This is a genomic window from Rathayibacter sp. AY1A5 (assembly GCF_002930875.1).
Classification (GTDB): domain Bacteria; phylum Actinomycetota; class Actinomycetes; order Actinomycetales; family Microbacteriaceae; genus Rathayibacter.
This window is the reverse complement of the sequence record NZ_PSTM01000012.1, coordinates 85,466-103,058: the sequence shown is the minus strand read 5'-3', so window position 1 is coordinate 103,058 and position 17,593 is coordinate 85,466. Positions and strand designations below refer to the sequence as shown.

Below are 17,593 nucleotides of genomic sequence, written 5' to 3'. Positions count from 1 at the left end.
GGAATCATGAGCACCGCCGCACGCACCCGACCGATGCGCGCAGCGGCACCCTTCTCGCAGCGGAGGCTGACCATCGCCCTCCTCGCCGCCGGAGTCGCGACCTTCGCCGAGCTCTACGCCGTGCAGAGCGTCCTCCCGCAGCTCGCGCGGGAATGGGCCCTCGCCCCGTCCGACGCCGCGCTCACCGTCTCGGCCGCGACCCTCGGACTGGCGCTCTCGGTGCTGCCGTGGGCCTCGGTGGCCGAGCGCATCGGACGGCTCGAATCCATGCGGATCGCGGTCCTCACGTCCGTGGTCCTGGCGCTGCTCGCCTGCATCGCCCCGACCTTCGAGCTCCTGCTCGTCCTGCGCTTCCTCGGGGGAGCGGCACTGGGTGCCGTCCCGGCGCTCGCCGTCGCGGCGATCCACGACCGGGTCGGAGGCGCCGGAGCGACGGCCGCCGCGACCGCCTACGTCTCCGGGACCACGATCGGCGGTGCCGCCGGACGACTGCTCGCCGGACCGCTCGCGGCGGCGCTCGGATGGCGCGGAGCCCTGCTCGTCGTGACGGCCGTCTGCGCGGCGGCGGCGATCGTCTTCGCCGTGCTCGCGCCCCGGGGCGGCGGCGCGCGCGAGGCTGCTCCCGGCGGCTGGCGAGGGAAGACGGCGCAGGTGCTCCGCGATCCGATGCTCGTCGCGATCGCGCTGCAGACGTTCCTCGCGGTCGGCGTGTTCGTCGCGGTCTACAACTACCTGGCGTTCCGGCTCGAGGCGCCGCCGTTCGCGCTGGCGCCCGCGCTCGTCTCCCTCCTCTTCGCCGCCTACCTCGCGGGAACCGTCTCCTCCCGACTGGCGGGGAGATGGGGTCCGCGGATCGGTCCCCGCCTCGTCATGCGGATCGGCGTCGCCCTGATGATCGTCGGATTGCTGGTGATGCTCGCCGAGAACGTCGCCGTGGTGATCGCCGGACTCCTCGTCTTCACGGCCGGCTTCTTCGCCCTGCACGCGACCGGCGCCGCCTGGACGGGAGCGCGGGCGGTTCCGGCACTCCGAGGGCACGCCGGTGCGGTCTACACGATCGCCTTCTACGCGGGCTCGGCCGCTGGCGGCTGGCTCCTCGGCCTGGCCGTCGGAGCCGGTGGCTGGCCGGCGCTGACGGCGGTGACGATCGGCCTGCTGCTGGTCGGAGCGGGGATCGTCAGCCTCCCGTCCCGCACCACCGCGGCCGGGCGCTGAACCCCCGCCTCCGCCGACCGCACCCCGAGCTCCGCCCGGCACCTCCCCGCAGCGGGCGAGGTGCGACATGATGGCCCGACTGCACGAAGCGGGGGACGGCATGGCGCGGAGCACCGGAGCGGACGGCTCCCCACGCGAGAGCGGCGGGACGGACGAGGGCGGCACCGACCCGCGCTACCACGCGGGCTTCCAGCGCGGCTACGACGGACGCGAGGCCGAGCGGCGCGGCGGCGGCGAGGAGCGCCTCCGCTCCCCGTTCCTGTCGGGCGGGACCTCGGGCATCGGGCGATCGGCCGGCCGGCGAGGTGGTGGGTCCGCTCCCGATCAGGAGGACGTGCGATCGGTCGACGGCCCGACGGGCTCCCGAGTCTCCGGCCGACGGACCGCTCCTGAGCGCGCGAGAGCGGCGGTGCGGGCCGTCCCGACATCCGCGGAGCCGACCGCGCCCCGACCCGCGGAGCCGACTGTCCCACTCCCGACCGAGCCGACCGTCCCGCTGCCCACCGAACCCGACTCCGCTCCCGGCGACGCGGCACCCGACTCCGGTGACCGTCACGACGCGCCCGACGCCGACCCCCGCCCCGCTGTCTCCACTCGCCGCATCGCCGGAACCCTGGCGGTCGTCGGCGCCGTGAGCGTCCTCGTCGGACTCCTCGCCCTCTGGAACAGCTCCCACAGCTGGTACGACTACTCGCCGTCGCAGAGCGCCTTCGGGCCCGAGCAGTACCTCCGCGTGCTCAGCGACAACGCGATCGGACCGTTCCTCACCGTCGGCCTGATCGCCCTCGGCCTGGCGGTCGTGGTTCCGCTGCTGAGGGCTCCCCGCCGATGACGCGGGTCCGCCTGCTCTGGGCCGCCGCCATCGCGGTCACCGTCGTCCTCTGGGCCGCCGTGCTCGCGCTCCCGGTCGTGGTCCTCCTGCTGCCGAACCAGTACCAGGGCGACTCGATCACGGTCCCGCCGGAGCTCTACGTGCGGCAGGCGCTCGCGATGGTCGCGCCGCCGCTGCAGACCGCCGCCCTGGTGATGCTGGGGGCGCTGATCGTCGTCGCGGTCGCGCGGCGCCCGCCGGCGAAGGCCCGCACGACGGAGGCGGCGAGCGGCTGGGACGACGCCGTGCTCCTCGACCGGGACGGCCGCGAGCAGCGCGGGACGGGCCCCGCAGGCCGCTGAGCATCCGCTGCTCGATCGGAATCCGCCTCCCGGGAGCATCCGCTGCTCCCCGGTCGGAAGCCGCTCCTCCGGACGCACCCGCCCCTCACGCCGGCAGCAGCTGGAATCGCTCCCGCGCCGCTCCGCCGGCGACGAGGTCCGCGAGCAGCTCGCCCAGGACCGGTCCGAACGTGAAGCCGTGCCCCGAGAACCCGGTCGCCAGAGTCACGCGGCCCACGCGGTCGAGCACGAAGTCCTCGTCGGGCGTGCTGTCGTAGAGGCAGCTGATCGGAGCGGCGCTCGCCGCGTCCACGCCCGGGATCCACTCCGCGACGTAGCCGACGAGGCGGGCGAGCGCTCCGGGCTCGGGCTCGAAGGTGCGCTCGTCCGGATCGACGACCACTCCGGTGCTGTGCTCGCCCACCTTCACCCCGACTCCGGGCGTCGCGAGCCCGTAGACGACGGGCAGGCCCGCGCGGTGGTGGGCGAAGCTCGGCCAGGAGTCGAGGGGCAGGTCGGTCGCGAAGTGCGCGGGCTGCTCCTGTGTCACGCGCAGCGGAGGGAGGCGTCGGCCGGCCGCGCGGACGAGGCCGTTCACGAGCGGCGGCGTCCAGGATCCGCCGGCCACGACGACCGCGTCCGCGTCGAGAGCGCCGTCGGTGGTCAGCACGCGCACGTCGTCGCCGCGCTCCTCGATGCCCAGCACCCGCGTTCGCGTTCGGAGGACGGCGCCGCGTCCGAGGGCGGAGTCGAGCATCGCGTCGATCGCGGCCGCCGCGTCGAGGCGTCCGCCCTCGGCGTGCAGCAGGACGTCGGTCTCGAAGCGGAGTCCCGGCCAGCGCCGCTGCGCCTCGTGCGCCTCGATCCGCACCACGGGGATCCCGTCGCGCAGGAGGACAGCCTCGACGGCGGCCAGGACGGCGGGGTCGCCGTGGTCGATCGCGCCGACCGGGTGCAGCAAACGGCGGCCGGTCTCGGCCTCGAGCCGTGCCCAGGCGCGCCCGGCCCGTCCGGTGAGGGCGCGGTAGTCGTCCTCGAGGTAGCCGCGGCGGAAGATGCGCGTCTCGCCGTGGGACGAGCCGCGGTCGTGGCCCCGCTCGAACTGCTCGACGAGCACCACGCGATCGCCGCGCTCGGTGAGGGCGCGGGCTGTCGCCGCTCCGACCAGGCCGGCTCCGACGACGACGATGACCTCTCGGGTCACGGGGTCTCCCGGGAGGCCCGGCGCACGCCGAGCAGGACCACCAGGCGGAGGAACCCGACGAGTCCCATGCCGATCAGCGCGGCGATCAGCATCAGCACGGCGATCCCGGCCACCCAGGTCGTGTCGCCGGTCACCGACTGCGCCGCGAACTCGGTGCAGAACAGCGCCAGCCCGGCGTAGCTCAGGATGAGGACGGTGATCGTCCCGGGACGGCGGAGGCGCTGCGCAGGCGTCCGCCAGAGGGCCGGCGGCTCGAGCCAGCGGCGCAGCAGCCGGATCACGAGGGTGCCGACGAGGCCGAGGAAGCCGGCCGCGATCAGGATGATGCCCGCGCCGCCGAGCCCCGACGCCTCGACGCCGGCCAGCTCGAGGGCGATCCCGATCGCGACGCCGACGGCTCCGGCGCCCCCCGCGATCATGGCCGCCCACACTCCGAAGCCGCCGCGGAGGACGCTCTCACGCTCGGGACGTGACGGGTCGGCGTCCATCGGACGCTGCTGACGCGGACGGATCGGCGCAGGGGGAGCCGACGCCGGCGCTGCTGCCGGAGCGGCCGCGGCCTCGGACACACCCCAGATCGGAGCGGCGTCCGGCGTCTGCGACTCGATCACGTTCTCGCGCACCGGCACGTAGCGCAGCGGCGCGTCGATCCGCACCTGCGGCCGCCCGCGCACGACGATCGTCGCCCCCAGGTCGGCCCCGCGCTCCAGCGCGACGGGTCCGAGGAGGAGCCCGACCGCCGGATCGATCCGCCACGCGTCCGACCGGGGAGCCGACCCGTACCACTCCGCCGACACGGCCCCGCCGAGATCGACCGAGATCGGCCGCCCGTCGCTGTAGCTCGTCACCGGCACGAGCGAGCGGCCGGAGTTGCGCACTCGCGCGCCCACCCGCCACCAGTCGTCCCCGGCGTGCGTCAGCCGCACCTCGACGTCGACCAGCGACGCCGGCACCGCCCGCCGCCGTCCGATGACCACCGCGACGACCGCGAGCCCGGCGATGACCAGCCCGCCGAGCAGGCCGACCACTCCGATGAAGATCTCCATGGGAGCAGTCAAGCAGGCGCGGGTCGCCGGCGCGGGCGCGACGAGGTGGCCTCCGGGAGACTCGATCCCGGGCGTCGACGCCGTCGCTCCGCGCGGCCGCCCCGTTCCCGACGCTCCGCCCGACCGTCGAGCCCGGAGCGGGTCACTCCGCATACTGAGGACGCGCGTCGCGTCGACCGCATCGCGGGTCTCGTCGCAGGAGGGGTCGATCATGCGCCACTGGCCTACGTCCCCCGTGCGCCGGCGCCCTCGTCGACGGGCCGGTGCGATCCTCGCTCTGCTGGGGGCTGCGGCGCTCGCCGTCGCAGCCGTCGCACTGTCGGACACGGCGGGAGGAGGCGGACCGGAGGCGGTGTCCTCCTCGGCCAGTGCTTCTGCGGCGTCGAGCAGTCCCGCGGCTCCCGCGTCGAGCAGCCCCTCGACGGACGTCGGGCCGTCCACTCCGGAAACGGAGCCGTCCGCTCCGTCCCTCGCGACGCTGGCCGCTCTCCCCTCGGTCGAAGGCCCCGCCGCCGTCCCCTACGACCGCGACCTCTTCGGACAGGCGTGGTCGGACGTCGACCGCAACGGCTGCGACACCCGCAACGACGTCCTCGGCCGCGACCTGCTCGCCCCCGTGTTCAAGCCCGGCACCCGCGACTGCAAGGTCCTCACCGGCACCCTGATCGACCCCTACGACGGCGCCTCGGTCGCCTTCGTCTCCGGGACCGACACCTCCCGCCTGGTGCAGATCGACCACGTCGTCGCCCTTAGCTGGGCCTGGCACCACGGCGCCTGGTCGTGGACGGACGACCAGCGCCTCGCCTTCGCGAACGACCCCGCGAACCTCGTCGCCGCCTCCGAGCAGTCGAACCGCGCGAAGAGCGACGCCGGCCCGGGGGAGTGGCTGCCACCGGCCGCGGAGCTGCGCTGCGGGTACGTGGAGCAGTTCGTGGAAGTGCTCAGCGTCTACGGGCTCGGGATCGACGCGCGGGACCGGGCGGCGTCGGAGGCGGTGCTGGCGGGGTGCGGGGAGTGAGGGGTGGAGGCCTGAATCGAGCGCGACGAGCTCATCCGGACACGGCAGTCTTGAACAGGTACTACCTCACCGTCGAATCCGCGCGAACCTACGAGACTCGGGACACATTGTGCAGCTCTTAGCGGACCTCCGCTACAGCTGCCGCCTGCGCTGCGCTGACGAGGGGCTGGAAGAAGCCGTTCTCGCCGACGAGTGAACTCCGATCCAGAAGCAGATTCATCGATTCGCAGGACGTCTCCGGCGCCATCAAGCAGGAGTGGCACGCGGCGAGATTCAAGCCGTCGATGCTCTGCGGGGAGGATTCGGCACAGACCGGATCGTTGGCGCACCATGTCATGGCCGTCAGCGCATTGACTACCGCCTCGGGAAGGCGGTCATGCTCTCCTTCTCGAGCAAGACCACCGAGCGTGCCCGCGGTACCACCGGTCGTCGTGTAAACGAGGATCCCGTAGTCGCCCTGCGAGGCGTAAACCCTCTCGCGAAGAGCCGGAGCGGTGTATCCCGCTGTGTGTGCCAGCCTCGCCATCACGACATGGGCGAAGGAATGCAACATCATGTACTGCGGAGAAGGATCGGCGAGCCGCGATCGGAGGTTGGACGCGTCTCGATTCCGCCGCAAAGCGTCGTACCGATCCGCTGTCGTTCGGAGGTTCGCCCAGTCATCGACCGGTGCGGCAGCGAAGCGAATGAAGACACCTTCTCCGTAGTTCTCTACCGCTGGAAGCCAGCTCTTGGAGATCGTGGAGACAGGCACCGAAGGGACGAGTGCGGTGTCGGGCTTGTATCGACGGAACCCGACCGAGGCGCGGACCTCACGCAACCTGTCGACGATGACCACGGCTTCGAACGTTCGTGACAAGATGCCACCCACCTCCCCGGCTCCTGTCATCTCGTCAGTCCGGGTCACGAAATCCTGGGTCGCTGCTGATCCGTGCTGCGCGGCGTGGAACGCCTCGAATTCTTCGTCGAGGATCGAGCGACTGACTTGCGCGTGGTCGAACGACGGTCGCCCGGATCGCAACTGTAGGACCGCCTCCACAGACACGTCGAGGTCGTCCGCGATCATTCGAGCGATCTGATCGATCTTGCCTGGCGATTGAGCCGCGAGCAGCGCTTCGTGCATCAGATGGGAGCGAATGGCGTCGGTTGCCTCATCGGCTCTGGAAGGAACCCACGGAATGTCGATCGCTGACACCACGTCACCGAACCTGACGTTGGTCGCGCCGCGTTGCTGGGCGTCCAGCGGCTCGCCACAAGATGTCTCTTCGCGACGACGGTCCCACGGCTGTCGTCCTCGACAGGTGTAGCCGTCGCGAGCCAGCCTGCTCTTGTTCAAGTCGCCGAGAGAGCGGCTGCGGCCACAATCGCATTCAACGCGAAGCGCCGAAAGCCCTGCGCCTCGCCCGCTCGTCATGAATCGCAGCTTCGGGCTTCCGCACATTTCTCCAAGACGATGGGCCCAGCGGTCCCAGGGCACGTCCTCCGCATGTCCTCTCGTCGTACAGAGCAGGACGAAACGCATCGGAACCAGCCGGCCAGCACAGTCCGCGCACGTCGGTGCCGAACCGCCCTTGACGTTGTCCGACGCCTTCCACTTGTTCATGAGGCTGCATCTGTCGCAGAACATCCACGCCGGGAATCTGGTGAACTCGAGGGCGACCGACGTCTGGTCCTGATCGTCGTAGACAGGAGCGGACCGCAACTCGCTCACCGTCCGCCCTTCGATCTGCAACTTTTCGAGAAGACGAGGGCAGTCGACCGCGGGCAGTGCCTGCGGTGAGGGCCACGCTTCGCCCGTAGGAACCATGAAGGATTCCCCGAGGATGTCGACGACCGCTCCTGGTCCGAAAGGAGCGATGGTCTCAGTGAGCCGCAGAGTGCGCGCGTCGATCACGCCCTTCCGTGTCCATTTCTTCGCACCATTGCCGGTCACGACTTCTCTCCCCACGCTTTGATTCGGACGACCGCGTCGACAGTTCGCATTGAGTTCATCGCAGGCCATCCGATCCCCGCCTCGTCGAAGTTCTTCAGGAGGCGCTCGTTCGGCTCGGAGCCTTCATAGAGGAGCTCCTCGTTCGTGTCTCGAGCGTTCTGTGCCCGACGACCCCACTCGGCGATGGCGGCATCGAGCTCCCGCCGGGAGGCCTCGGATTCTCGAGGGTCGGAAACGCTTATGTGCTCGAGGATCAGGGTGTACGCCTGTCTCACCGCAGCCGAATCGACCTCGAATCGACGAGCCGCGTCGTTCTGCCGCAACGACAGTTGCCTCACAAGCATCGCGAAGGCGGCCCGGAGGGACCGCTGACGCGCCTGGAGAGACCACGGCGTCACTGACGCGGGCTCGACGAAACGGTAGTAGGAGTCGTGGTAGACGCCGAAGCTCTCGAAGACGGACCGGTCTCGCGGCTTGTGACTCCGGAACAACGTGATGACGATTCCGGGAACGGATCCGCGCCCGACTCGACTCGTCGCCTGAATGTACTCGGAGGTGGATTTGGGGTGTCCGTTGACGAGCATCAGTCCGAGTCGGTCGACATCGATGCCGACGGAGAGGATGTTCGTCGCCGCGAGCGCGTCGATCACTCCGTCGGAGCCGGGACCTTCGCTGAGGCGGTTCAACAGCTCGATCAGCTCCGAGTCGCGCACGTTGCTGTTCAACTCCTCCACAGCGTACGTCCTGGCCGCCGACGAAGTCAGTTGCGCTCGACGGTCGAGATCACTCTTGACGTCGTCACGGAGGATCGTGACCGTGCGCCCAAGCTCTCGAAGGCTGTTGTGGTAGAGAACCAGCGTCCAATATGCGCTTCTCTGCGCGCCGGTGAGTCCGAGCGCGTCAGGCGCTGAGCCCGCCTCGATCGCGAGCCTGCCGAGGGCCCAGGCCGGGCTGTGAGCCTGGGGCATGATGCCGACGTATGTGCGGCCGGGGCGGTCCCGGTCGGGCTCGGCGAAGAAGCTGTCGTCGGCGTTCAACCCGCTCGGAGGAAAGACGGCAGTCCGCGGTCGAGCGAAAACCCCGCGTACCTGATCCGACGCAGCTCGCACAGTCGCCGAAGACGCCACGATCTTCGGTGGTCGGCCGTTCGAGGACAACATCGCGGAGATGGCTGCCTCATATGTGCCGACCACGGTTCCGAGGGGACCGGAGAGAAGATGAAGTTCGTCTTGGATGACCAGGCTCGGCGGACGGTTCTGTGTTCCCAGACCCAGCAGTGTGCCTGCCGTCGCGAGACGCGAGAGGCGAGCGAACTTGTCGACCGTTCCGACGACCATGGTCGGCGGGTGCGCATACATCGCTTCGTCGACCACCTGCACAGGTAGGCGCTTGAAGAAGGGGCACTGTGCTCGAGTGCAGTGGATGCGGAAGGAGGACTTCGTCGCGTCGAAGCCGTACTCGTCCCAATTCGAGCTACGTTGCTGCGGGACCAGGGAGGTGTCACACCACGGACACTCGCGGATCTGAAAGCTGTTCTGGGGACGATGTTGACCGCGGAGCAGCTCGAGGCGTTCCTTGGCCTGCGCGAACGTGTTCGGCGTTGCGTTCTTCCCCACCCAGAGGCCGACGGAGAACTCCGCAGTCCCCCGAAGGAGAGGCTCATCCACCCTCATCAGCTCGAGGGCGCAGAACAGCCGAGACGCACGCTGGAACTGCTGTGCCGTCAGGAGTCGCATCGTGTAACGGGTGATTACTGCCGTGCCGCCTCCGTGGATCGGTTCGACCAGGCGACGCCGGATCATCTCGATCGCGGCGAGCCCGAGATACGCCTCCGTCTTGCCGCCTCCCGTCGGGAACCAGATGAGATCGACGAGGTCCCTATCGGGATGCTGAGGGTCGGTCGTGGAGCAGAGCCCGACCAGGATGAACGCGAGCTGGAAGGGGCGCCACGACGGCTCTTCGCCCACGACCGGAACGCGGCCACGGAGCATCTGGTCCCGCATGGCTCGATTCCCGAGCTGGAAGGACTGGAAGATCGTCTCATCCGAGGCGAGGAGGTCGACGCCCTCGGACATGCGTCTGACGGCGGACGTCATCTTCTCCAGAAGCGATGAAGCGGTGCGTCGATCATTCAAGCCGCTGGCCTCTTCTCGTCGCGCCTCTACCCAATCGGAGTATTCGTCGATGAACCGGCGAAGGCCGTCGATGACGTCGGTGCGAGCGACACCTCGATCGGAGAGACGATCCAGCCGGAGGAAGGAAGCGGACGATTCCCGAGCTTTGATGGGGGGTACTGTCTTCACGGGAATCGTGACGGAGCGCAAGCCCGCAGGCTCACCCGGAGTCTCGTCCCACTCGACAGAGACCCCGTGTCCGACGCCGTACGTACGCCGCCCGCGATACCTCAGGCGTAACTCGTCCTCCTCGGGAGTCCGAGTGAAAGAGAGGGCCTCAGGGTACGGGTGAAGACGGCCGCCGACGACCTCGCAGCCGAAGCCGACCTGGAACAGGCAGTCCGCGCTCGCGGATTTCGCCCTGCCCTCCTCGACCTCACGAGCGTTCGCGAGGGAAACGGTCGTCAATGTCAGACCGCCGAAAGGGCGGTTCCGCCAGTCGATTCGAGCTCGGCCGTCGAAGACGAGAACCGAGCCGGCGAGAACCTCGGAGGAGATCGGTACAGTCGCGGGCGGCAGAGACGATCGACGCCAACCGTCCCCTTCGATCGGATAGAGCGCGGCTTCGACCTGCACGGCCAACGACTCACCGTCGTGGAGGAATGACATCCCCAGGGTGCTCGGTGCCCATCCGAACGCGCTCGTCAAGTCGAGTCCCTCCTCGGACTCCTCTTCTTCCGCTGCGAATCCACCTACCACCTCTTCATCGGGGAGAAGGTCTGATCGCAGAACCGCGTCCTCGTCCATGGAGAGGGAGAGTTCACCTCGACCACTGCGTTTCTCGGTCGGGTAAAGAGTTCCGACCAGGTAGGCGTACACCGGATCCTGGTCCAAAAGCTCATCGCTACCGCCCCTGGGCCCCAGCCAAGCCGCCCGAAGTGTCTCCACCATGGCGTCGCGGCTCTGTTCCATCGTCGGTTCCGCCGTCATGACCGGTCCTCCCACAGGTAGTCGAACTCGGTATAGGCGAGATCTGCGCCGAATTGATCGAACGTGTCAGCTACATTCACAATTGTGCAGACGTCTGTTCCGCCGTTTATCCGGCCGCGAAGTCCGCGACCGACCATCTGGATGTAACGATTAGGACTGAAGGTCGGGCGTGCGATGTAGAGAGCACGTACCTTCGGTGCGTCGAAGCCCTGGGTCAGGAGATCGCAGTTGATGAGGAACTGAGCGTCTCCGGATTTGAATCTTTCGACGGCCCTTCGCCGTGCGGGACGTCGCATCCCGCCGTCAACGGACTCCGCCGTCCTGCGTTCGAGGCGAAGTAGAGCAGCCAACGTATGAGCGGACGCGACCGAGGGGGTGAAGACGAGGATCGGCCACTCGGTCGGTTGGGCGAGGAGGTCGTCGAGGAGCAGCTGGGTCCGGTCGAGGTCGGCGCCGATGCGCTCGAGCAGCGAGCGGTTGACCTCGTTCAACTTCCGGAGGTCGGCGAGCTCCTGCGCCGTTGCCTCATAATCGCCGCCGGCGAGCACTCGGTGGTCGATGTCGGAAAGAACCCCGCGAGCCCGCAATTCGCTGACGGCACTGTCGGCTGGAAACGCCTCGAGGCGCCGTTCTCCAAAGCGGAGGGCGAGAGTTCTGTTGTTCTCGTATCCTCGGCCCTTGAAAGCTGTCGCAGTGAGTCCGAGTAGTGGTCGGGAAGTCTGGGACGACGTGAGCCCGAGCCAGGAAAGGATCTCGGTGTAGGTCTTCGAGGTCGCGGTGTGGGCTTCGTCGATGACGACGAGCGCGGGGTCGGCGAGCCATTGCAGACGGGATGCCGCGGTGTTGATCTGGCTACTCAGCTTGTCGTCGATCGCGACGACGAGTTGGAAGTCGGCGTCGGCCTCCTCCACGGCGTAGTCGCCCCAGAACCGGCTGATCTCGAGGACCCGAGCGTCCCCGAGCGCTCTCCAGACGTCGGTCCAGGTCTGAATGGCCTGTTCGCACAGCTCTTCGGATTGCGCGATCCAGAGAACGGGGCCACTGAGTTCTCCGGCCAAGACCATACGAACGACAGCCTCGACGCTCACTCGGGTCTTGCCTGCACCGGTCGGTAGCGTCAGTAGTGCGCGCTGCGGAGTCCCGGGCTTCAAGACGAGTTCGCGGATCTGGGCGGCGAGATCCTCTTGGAAGTCGTGCAGCTCCGAGAGCTCGATCCTTCCCTGGATCTGAACCGACCTCGGTTTCGTGACTTGCTGCGAACCGGCGAAAGCGATCGGGAACCCGAGGTTCTCGACGAAACCGCGCGCGGCGTCCGCGCCTGCCCAGGCTTTCGGGACGCCGTCCAGATCGTCGAGCCGCTTACGGAGCACCCAGAGAGAATCGTCCCCATGGATCTCGAGGAATATCTCAGCGACGCGCGCGTCGGATTGTGCGCCTAAGCGTTCTTCGACGACCTCCAGGAGCCCGCGCGGAAGCTCTTCTCGCAGCGCTCTCGGTCCGGCCAGGAGAAGGAGGCGCAGCGAGTCGGATGGAGCGGCGCGACACTGATTCACCAGCTCCGTCCTCCGTAGTGCTTCGTCCTCGCTGAGCACGCGCTCGACTTCGTCGAGAGTCAGTCCGAGTCCTATACAGTTCGACACCTCGAGGAGCGTGTCGATGCTGTCCAGATCGGAGTCGACGAAGATCGTGAGCCGATCTTCCGACAGAGCACGCCGCTGGCGCTGCTCGGTGCTCCCGTCAGGCCCGGACAGGCGCCGTACGATCCTCGGGCTTCGTACGATTTTGACGTTGTCGAGTTTCGCGTACCGGAATCGCAGTGACGGGTGCACGTCCTCGACCAGCTCCGCAGGAGTTCCTGGTTCGATGTCGATCGATCTTGCGAGAGCGACTTGCGCTTCCTGGAGACGCCAACTCTCCGCGAGCGCCTCGACCCCTGGAACGTGTACAGGCAACCAGGCGATCTGCAACTCGTCCAGGTCGGCGATGTCCTCGTTCTGGGCGATGAACACGGAGCCCGTGGAAGCCCACGTCACTGATCCGCGGCTGAAAGCGGGCATTTCCGCCGGTCGGTTCCTCAGCCGGCCGGCGACGGCGACGATGAATTCCACCAGTTCGCGTTGGCCTAGCGAAGCCCCGCGTTCGATGACCTCGGGAGAGAAGGACCGAAGGAGAAGAGTGTCGGAGACGTCGATCAATCGCTCCGGAGCCTCGAAGAATTCGGAGATCCGCTCGTCCGCGACCGGGAGGAAGGCACCGAACCGCTTGAGGCTCGAGCCCACGAAGTCTCCAGGTCTCCGGATCCCGTTCGACGTCTTGACTCGGCCGTGGGTACTGAGCACCCATCGTTCGAAGGAGAAGTGCGATGCGGACGCCTTGCGCCCGCCGACCGCGACGGCGGTGTATCGGCGTCGCGGTTCAGCGCCGCGCATGACGAGCTCATGTGTCCACGTCGCGGCGTCTCGAGGGGCTTCCGCTAAGCCGGGCAGGATGTCGAGGGGACCGAACGAGGAGAGGTCCTGGAGCTCGACTCGGTCCATCCGCAGGCTCTCCGCTCTGAAGGCCTGCGCGAATTCGGAGGCGAGCCACGTGCGGTAGCTCGGGAAGAGCCTGTCGTTCTCGGCGGCGGCACGGCGAGGAGCCGCTTGGAGACATCCCGCGGCGACGAGGGTGTTGAGCGGGACTCCTGCCGCTGCAGCTCGTCGTTCGGGTGGTATCCCGGAGAAGGGGGAGGAGGCGAAGAGGTCGGACGCGGGCCTGAGCTCGCCGGTCTCCGAGATGACCTTTATTCCGACTCGAAGTCGAAGCGCGTCGATCACTTTCGCGGACTCCTCACGTTCTGCGCTCTCGACGAGCTTCCAGAACATGCTCCAATCCTTATCGGGTGACCGCTCCCCGAGGCGAGAGACAAGGGCTTTCAAGGCAGTGGTCGCCGACGCGCTCCTCATGCCGAGCTCGGACAGTCGTGTCCGAACGGCCTCGTCAGTCGCAAAGCGTGGGTCGACGGACGGAATGCTCTCGGGCGACTCGAAGCCCTCCACTGGAAGCAGCGCCGTAGCGACTGCCCGCTCAATCGAGAGCCGACCCGCGGTGGTCGGAACGATCGCGGCGTGCCGAACGGCGTCGTCGCCGCGAGTCCGTTTGAGCGCACCGACGATCTCGAGGGAGGCGACGAGAGCTGCCGGCGTTCCTACCGCAGCGAGCTCCTCCAACCATTGATCGAGGCGGACCTCGCCGCCGGTGCGTTCGCCGGACTCTCTCGTCAGTGTTCGCAACCGGGAGGAGCGGGTCCGTGTCCGATAGCAACTCGAGTGCGGGGTGTCGATTCGAGAGATCTGGTCCTGCCAGAGCGCGACGATCTGCTCCGTGGCGGGTGCTGCACGGCCGTCGTCCTCGTCGGCCGCTTCGGGGAACCTGGAGAACTCGCCTGGCGCCCGTAGTGCTCCCGAGGCATCAGGAATGATCTCGCGGAACCTTGCGAGGCGTGGAATCGCCTCGGAGAGCCTGTGATCGCCGGGGCCCCGGACCTCTCGTCCACGTCCGGGGAAGAGGTCCAGATGAGCCGCCGGGTCCTTCGGATCCGATGAGCGAATCGCCACATCGAGGAAGAGCTCGGCGCAGACGTCCAACATCTCTCCGTTGAGGCGGCTTCCGGCGAGCATCGTCGTCCGGTCGTCGTTGACCTGCCAGGGCGCATTGAAGATACCGCTGGCGGTAGTGAGATCGTTGAGAGGGAACCACGCCCAGAAGTGCCCGAGGCCGGCTCGGACACCGGGCGGTACGGCGTACGAGACGGTCATGGCGGTTCTTCGCGCCGTATCCGGCAGAGTTGCAAGAGTCTCCGGGGACGGCTCGAACCGCCTGTCGGCGACAAGCCAGCGGACCTTCTTCCCGCTCGGCCCCATGAGGAAGACCTCACCACGGTCAGAAGCGTCCTCGCGCACGTGCCGCACCGTGGTCAAGGTGCCGTCGGCGTTCTGCGTGGATACCGCGAGCTCGCTGATCGAGCGCATGAAGAGCAGCAGCTCGGTGTTCAGTTCGAGGAGTTCCTCTCTGATCCGCGGGCCGCCGGAGACCAAGGGGACTTTGATGACCGTCGAGGCCCAGCCGAGCAACTCAGCCAGATGCGGATCCTCGGCTTGCGCCGCACCGGAGTCGATCGGGGTCGGTACACGCATCACAGGAAGGCGGCCGGACTGTGACTGCATCCCCTCGAAGAGCTCGACGACGTCGTCACCGTTGAACTGAAAGGACGCCTCTCTGCTGTGGATCTGCGGATTGTTCGTGATTCCGAGGAGAGATTTGAATCCCAGGCCGAATCGCCCGATCTCGTCGCCGCGCTTCTCGCTGAGGAACGCCATGGAGACAGCTCGTACACCGTCCCGGGTGAATGGTGCACCCTCGTTCGCGCAATAGAGCGCCCTGTTGGCGACTCTCAGTTCGACTCGGCCGGGAGTGGATCCCAGGGCGTCGGCGGCATTCTGGAGCAGCTCGCTCACCTGGCGCGTGCCGTATCCGCCGAAGCGGTAGCTGTCCTCCTGCCGAACATGTTCCTCCATCAGATCCCGATTGCGACGATAGGTGTCGATCGCCGTCGCCTGCAGCTCAAGCACGTATCCGCGCAGGTCAGCCACCTGTCCTTCATCCATCGAGGGTCTCCTTGTTCTGGCGCTACTGCTGGTGTGTGCACCGAGATGGGAACTCGGCCGATCGGTGGGCGGTGGTCGCGAAGGATCAGGATCCGCGATCCGAGTCGTCGGCACCGTGGGCGGCGAGCTGTTGAAGGATCATCCTGTCGAGGACATCGATGTCGACGAGCCCGTAGAAGTCGACCATGTGCTCCATCCGGCCGGCCGCACTCTGCATCGGGGCCAGTCGCGACACGGCGAGTACCTCTTGCAGAGGCACCTCCAGAAGGCGCCGGACCCCCAGCGGTCGGATGCGGAGTGCCGGCGTTCCCGCGATGCGCAGGGTGCGTTGGGACCCGAGGAGGGGGATCTCGAAGTCGTCGGCTTCGATGCGGCGGGAGTCGAGCAGTGAGGCGATCGCTCCGTTCATCGCCGCGTCCGCCGATCCGAGGATGGACTCGTCCTCCACAGTGCCCGCGATCAAGCGGCGGAGGCGCGATTGCAGGACGGGTCCTTCCGCCGCGATCGCCGCTTCGACCACTCCTTCGAGCGCGGACTCTTCGAGCAACTGCGTGGCGGACAGGGCGGCGGGACGGACGTAGGCGATGTACTCCGGTTCGACGAGCCCGAGTGCACGCTCGGGAACCTGTTCCTCGGGGACGACGGAGACGGAGGCGCCAATGGTGCTTCCGGTGTCGTGCGACGCGTTCAGGCCGCCCGTCACCTGGAGGGTCGACTGCTCGACGACCTCGTCCGCCAGGGCGCGGATCTCGTCCTCGTCGAGGGCGGGCGTCTGGACGAAGGCGAGGAGTCGGCGGATCCTCTTCGTCGCGTCCCGGACGATCGCCCGACGATCACCGGTGACGGTGACGAAGGACCGGGCGAGCGCGCGCACGAGGGCGCTGTCGCCGCCGATCGACCGACGCTCGAACAGTTGGTTGAGGTCGCTCTCCGACAACGGGCCGAGCAGTTCGGGCTCCTGTCGGAACGCTTCGCCCTGCCACCACAGGCGAGCCCAGGTGTGACGGGTCAGGTCGCTTCCGATCCATCGTTCTTTGTTGCGGTGCCCGAACCGCCATTCCGTGACGTCGGGCAGCACCGCGAACGAGACGAAGGACCAGACGTCCCCGGTCGCCGCTTCGGCGAACGGCACGTCGATCAGCTCGCGGACCACGAACGCGGCCTCACGGTCGAAACGCCCGAGGTCGTCTCCGGCGGAGTCCGGGAATCCGTGGCTCTCTGCGAGAGCGGTGACCCGCTCCCGAAGGGTCTCGAACTCCTGCTCGTCGGCGCGGTTCCCGATCGCGCGCCAGTGGGCGTCGCGGATCAACTGCCGTCCGCTCGCGGACCCGTCGTTCTTGACCCGGTCCCATTCCCCTGCCGCGATCGCCCTGCTCAGCCTCGGCCAGATGATCACGAGAGCTGCCTTCCGACGCCGAGCGTGCGCACTTTCGACATGATCGCCGCCCGCCACATCGCCAGCTCGGAGGGGACGACGGGGACGGATCCGAGGTCGTCCGCCCGGGTGAGGAGTGAGCGGAGCACGTGACCGACTGTCTCCTCCTCCCAGTCGTTCTCCATCAGGTCGTGCTGAAGCATCGAGGCGGACTCCAGCAGCAGTCCGAGAACGCCTTCCTCGAGGCCGTCGAGCAGCATCTTCTCGCGGTCGGTGGGCCTCCTGGATCCGATGGCCTTCGTGAGTTCCGCATCGCGCTCGTTGATCTGCAGCCGGAAGCCCGCGAGGAAGGCCTGGTCCAGCTCCTGAGCCGTCTCGAGGTGCCAACTGGCGGCGTTCGGCAGTCGCGTCTTGACGAAGTCGACGACCTCGACGGGGAACATGCCGATGGTGCCTTCGAGTGCCACCGAGTACCGGCGCTCAGCCAGCACGGAGCCGCGACGGCGGGCCGTCCCGGCTCCGACGTCCGCGTTCGGCAGAGCGACGACGGCGGTGGTGATCTCGACCTTCCCGTCGAGGCGGGCTCCCGGCATCGTGACCGTGAAGTCGGTGACTCCGGCGTCCGCGAGTGGGATCCGGGGAGCGGCCGCGCGGAACCTACTGGACGAACAGGACCAGGAGACGGCGAGCGCCATCTCGCGCAGCGTCAGACCGGTCTCCGTCTCGACGGCGCGAGGGTCGATCTCGACGGAGCCGCGGATCACCAGGTCGATCGAGGGGTCCCACCCCTCGATCTCGTCCCGGAGAGGAACCCACGCGTCCCCGTCGAGGAGATCCGGCGCCGACCAGCTGATCGTCGCGGGTGAGGGTGTGCGATAGGGCGCGAGTGCGTCCGCCATG

General features: G+C 68.1%; 11 protein-coding genes. 4 read left to right on the top strand and 7 right to left on the bottom strand.

What is annotated here, in order from left to right; translation table 11 throughout:
• The first annotated feature begins 6 nt into the window (after positions 1–6).
• The 3 genes from C5B98_RS10340 to C5B98_RS10330 all read left to right on the top strand — a co-directional run bounded on the left by C5B98_RS10340 (position 7) and on the right by C5B98_RS10330 (position 2,388).
• Positions 7–1,215: an MFS transporter gene (locus tag C5B98_RS10340; protein WP_104327752.1), complete on the top strand. Its 1,209-nt coding sequence runs from the start codon at positions 7–9 to the stop codon at positions 1,213–1,215.
• 67 nt (positions 1,216–1,282) lie between these two features.
• Positions 1,283–2,047: a hypothetical protein gene (locus tag C5B98_RS10335; protein ID WP_146076949.1), complete on the top strand. Its 765-nt coding sequence runs from the start codon at positions 1,283–1,285 to the stop codon at positions 2,045–2,047.
• Positions 2,044–2,388, top strand: a complete 345-nt coding sequence (locus tag C5B98_RS10330; protein WP_104327750.1) for a hypothetical protein — start codon at positions 2,044–2,046, stop codon at positions 2,386–2,388. The genes C5B98_RS10335 and C5B98_RS10330 overlap by 4 nt, the downstream gene beginning before the upstream one ends.
• Positions 2,389–2,473: 85 nt before the next feature.
• On the opposite strand, the gene C5B98_RS10325 is transcribed toward C5B98_RS10330, so the two are convergent.
• Positions 2,474–3,571, bottom strand: coding sequence for an FAD-dependent oxidoreductase (locus tag C5B98_RS10325; protein WP_104327749.1), 1,098 nt, complete (start codon positions 3,569–3,571; stop codon positions 2,474–2,476).
• The gene (locus C5B98_RS10320; protein ID WP_104225986.1) at positions 3,568–4,617 is read right to left on the bottom strand and encodes a hypothetical protein; all 1,050 of its coding nucleotides are present in this window, start codon (positions 4,615–4,617) and stop codon (positions 3,568–3,570) included. Before C5B98_RS10320 ends, C5B98_RS10325 begins: the two co-directional genes overlap by 4 nt.
• Before the next feature lie 211 nt (positions 4,618–4,828).
• Between C5B98_RS10320 and C5B98_RS10315 the strand changes: the two genes are divergently transcribed.
• Entirely contained in the window at positions 4,829–5,635 is an 807-nt protein-coding gene (locus tag C5B98_RS10315) for an HNH endonuclease family protein (protein ID WP_104327762.1), read from the top strand.
• A gap of 118 nt (positions 5,636–5,753) precedes the next feature.
• On the opposite strand, the gene drmB is transcribed toward C5B98_RS10315, so the two are convergent.
• The 5 genes from drmB to C5B98_RS10290 form a co-directional block, all read right to left on the bottom strand.
• Positions 5,754–7,568, bottom strand: coding sequence for a DrmB family protein (gene drmB / locus C5B98_RS16670; RefSeq protein ID WP_146076948.1), 1,815 nt, complete (start codon positions 7,566–7,568; stop codon positions 5,754–5,756).
• Entirely contained in the window at positions 7,565–10,672 is a 3,108-nt protein-coding gene (locus C5B98_RS10305; RefSeq protein WP_104327747.1) for a helicase-related protein, read from the bottom strand. The genes drmB and C5B98_RS10305 overlap by 4 nt, the downstream gene beginning before the upstream one ends.
• A complete protein-coding gene (locus C5B98_RS10300) occupies positions 10,669–15,318 on the bottom strand; it encodes a sacsin N-terminal ATP-binding-like domain-containing protein (RefSeq protein ID WP_104327746.1) in 4,650 nt (1,549 codons plus the stop codon). The genes C5B98_RS10305 and C5B98_RS10300 overlap by 4 nt, the downstream gene beginning before the upstream one ends.
• 85 nt (positions 15,319–15,403) lie before the next feature.
• The gene (locus C5B98_RS10295; RefSeq protein WP_104327745.1) at positions 15,404–16,714 is read right to left on the bottom strand and encodes a hypothetical protein; all 1,311 of its coding nucleotides are present in this window, start codon (positions 16,712–16,714) and stop codon (positions 15,404–15,406) included.
• Positions 16,711–17,592, bottom strand: coding sequence for a hypothetical protein (locus C5B98_RS10290; RefSeq protein ID WP_104327744.1), 882 nt, complete (start codon positions 17,590–17,592; stop codon positions 16,711–16,713). Before C5B98_RS10290 ends, C5B98_RS10295 begins: the two co-directional genes overlap by 4 nt.
• Position 17,593 lies beyond the last annotated feature (1 nt).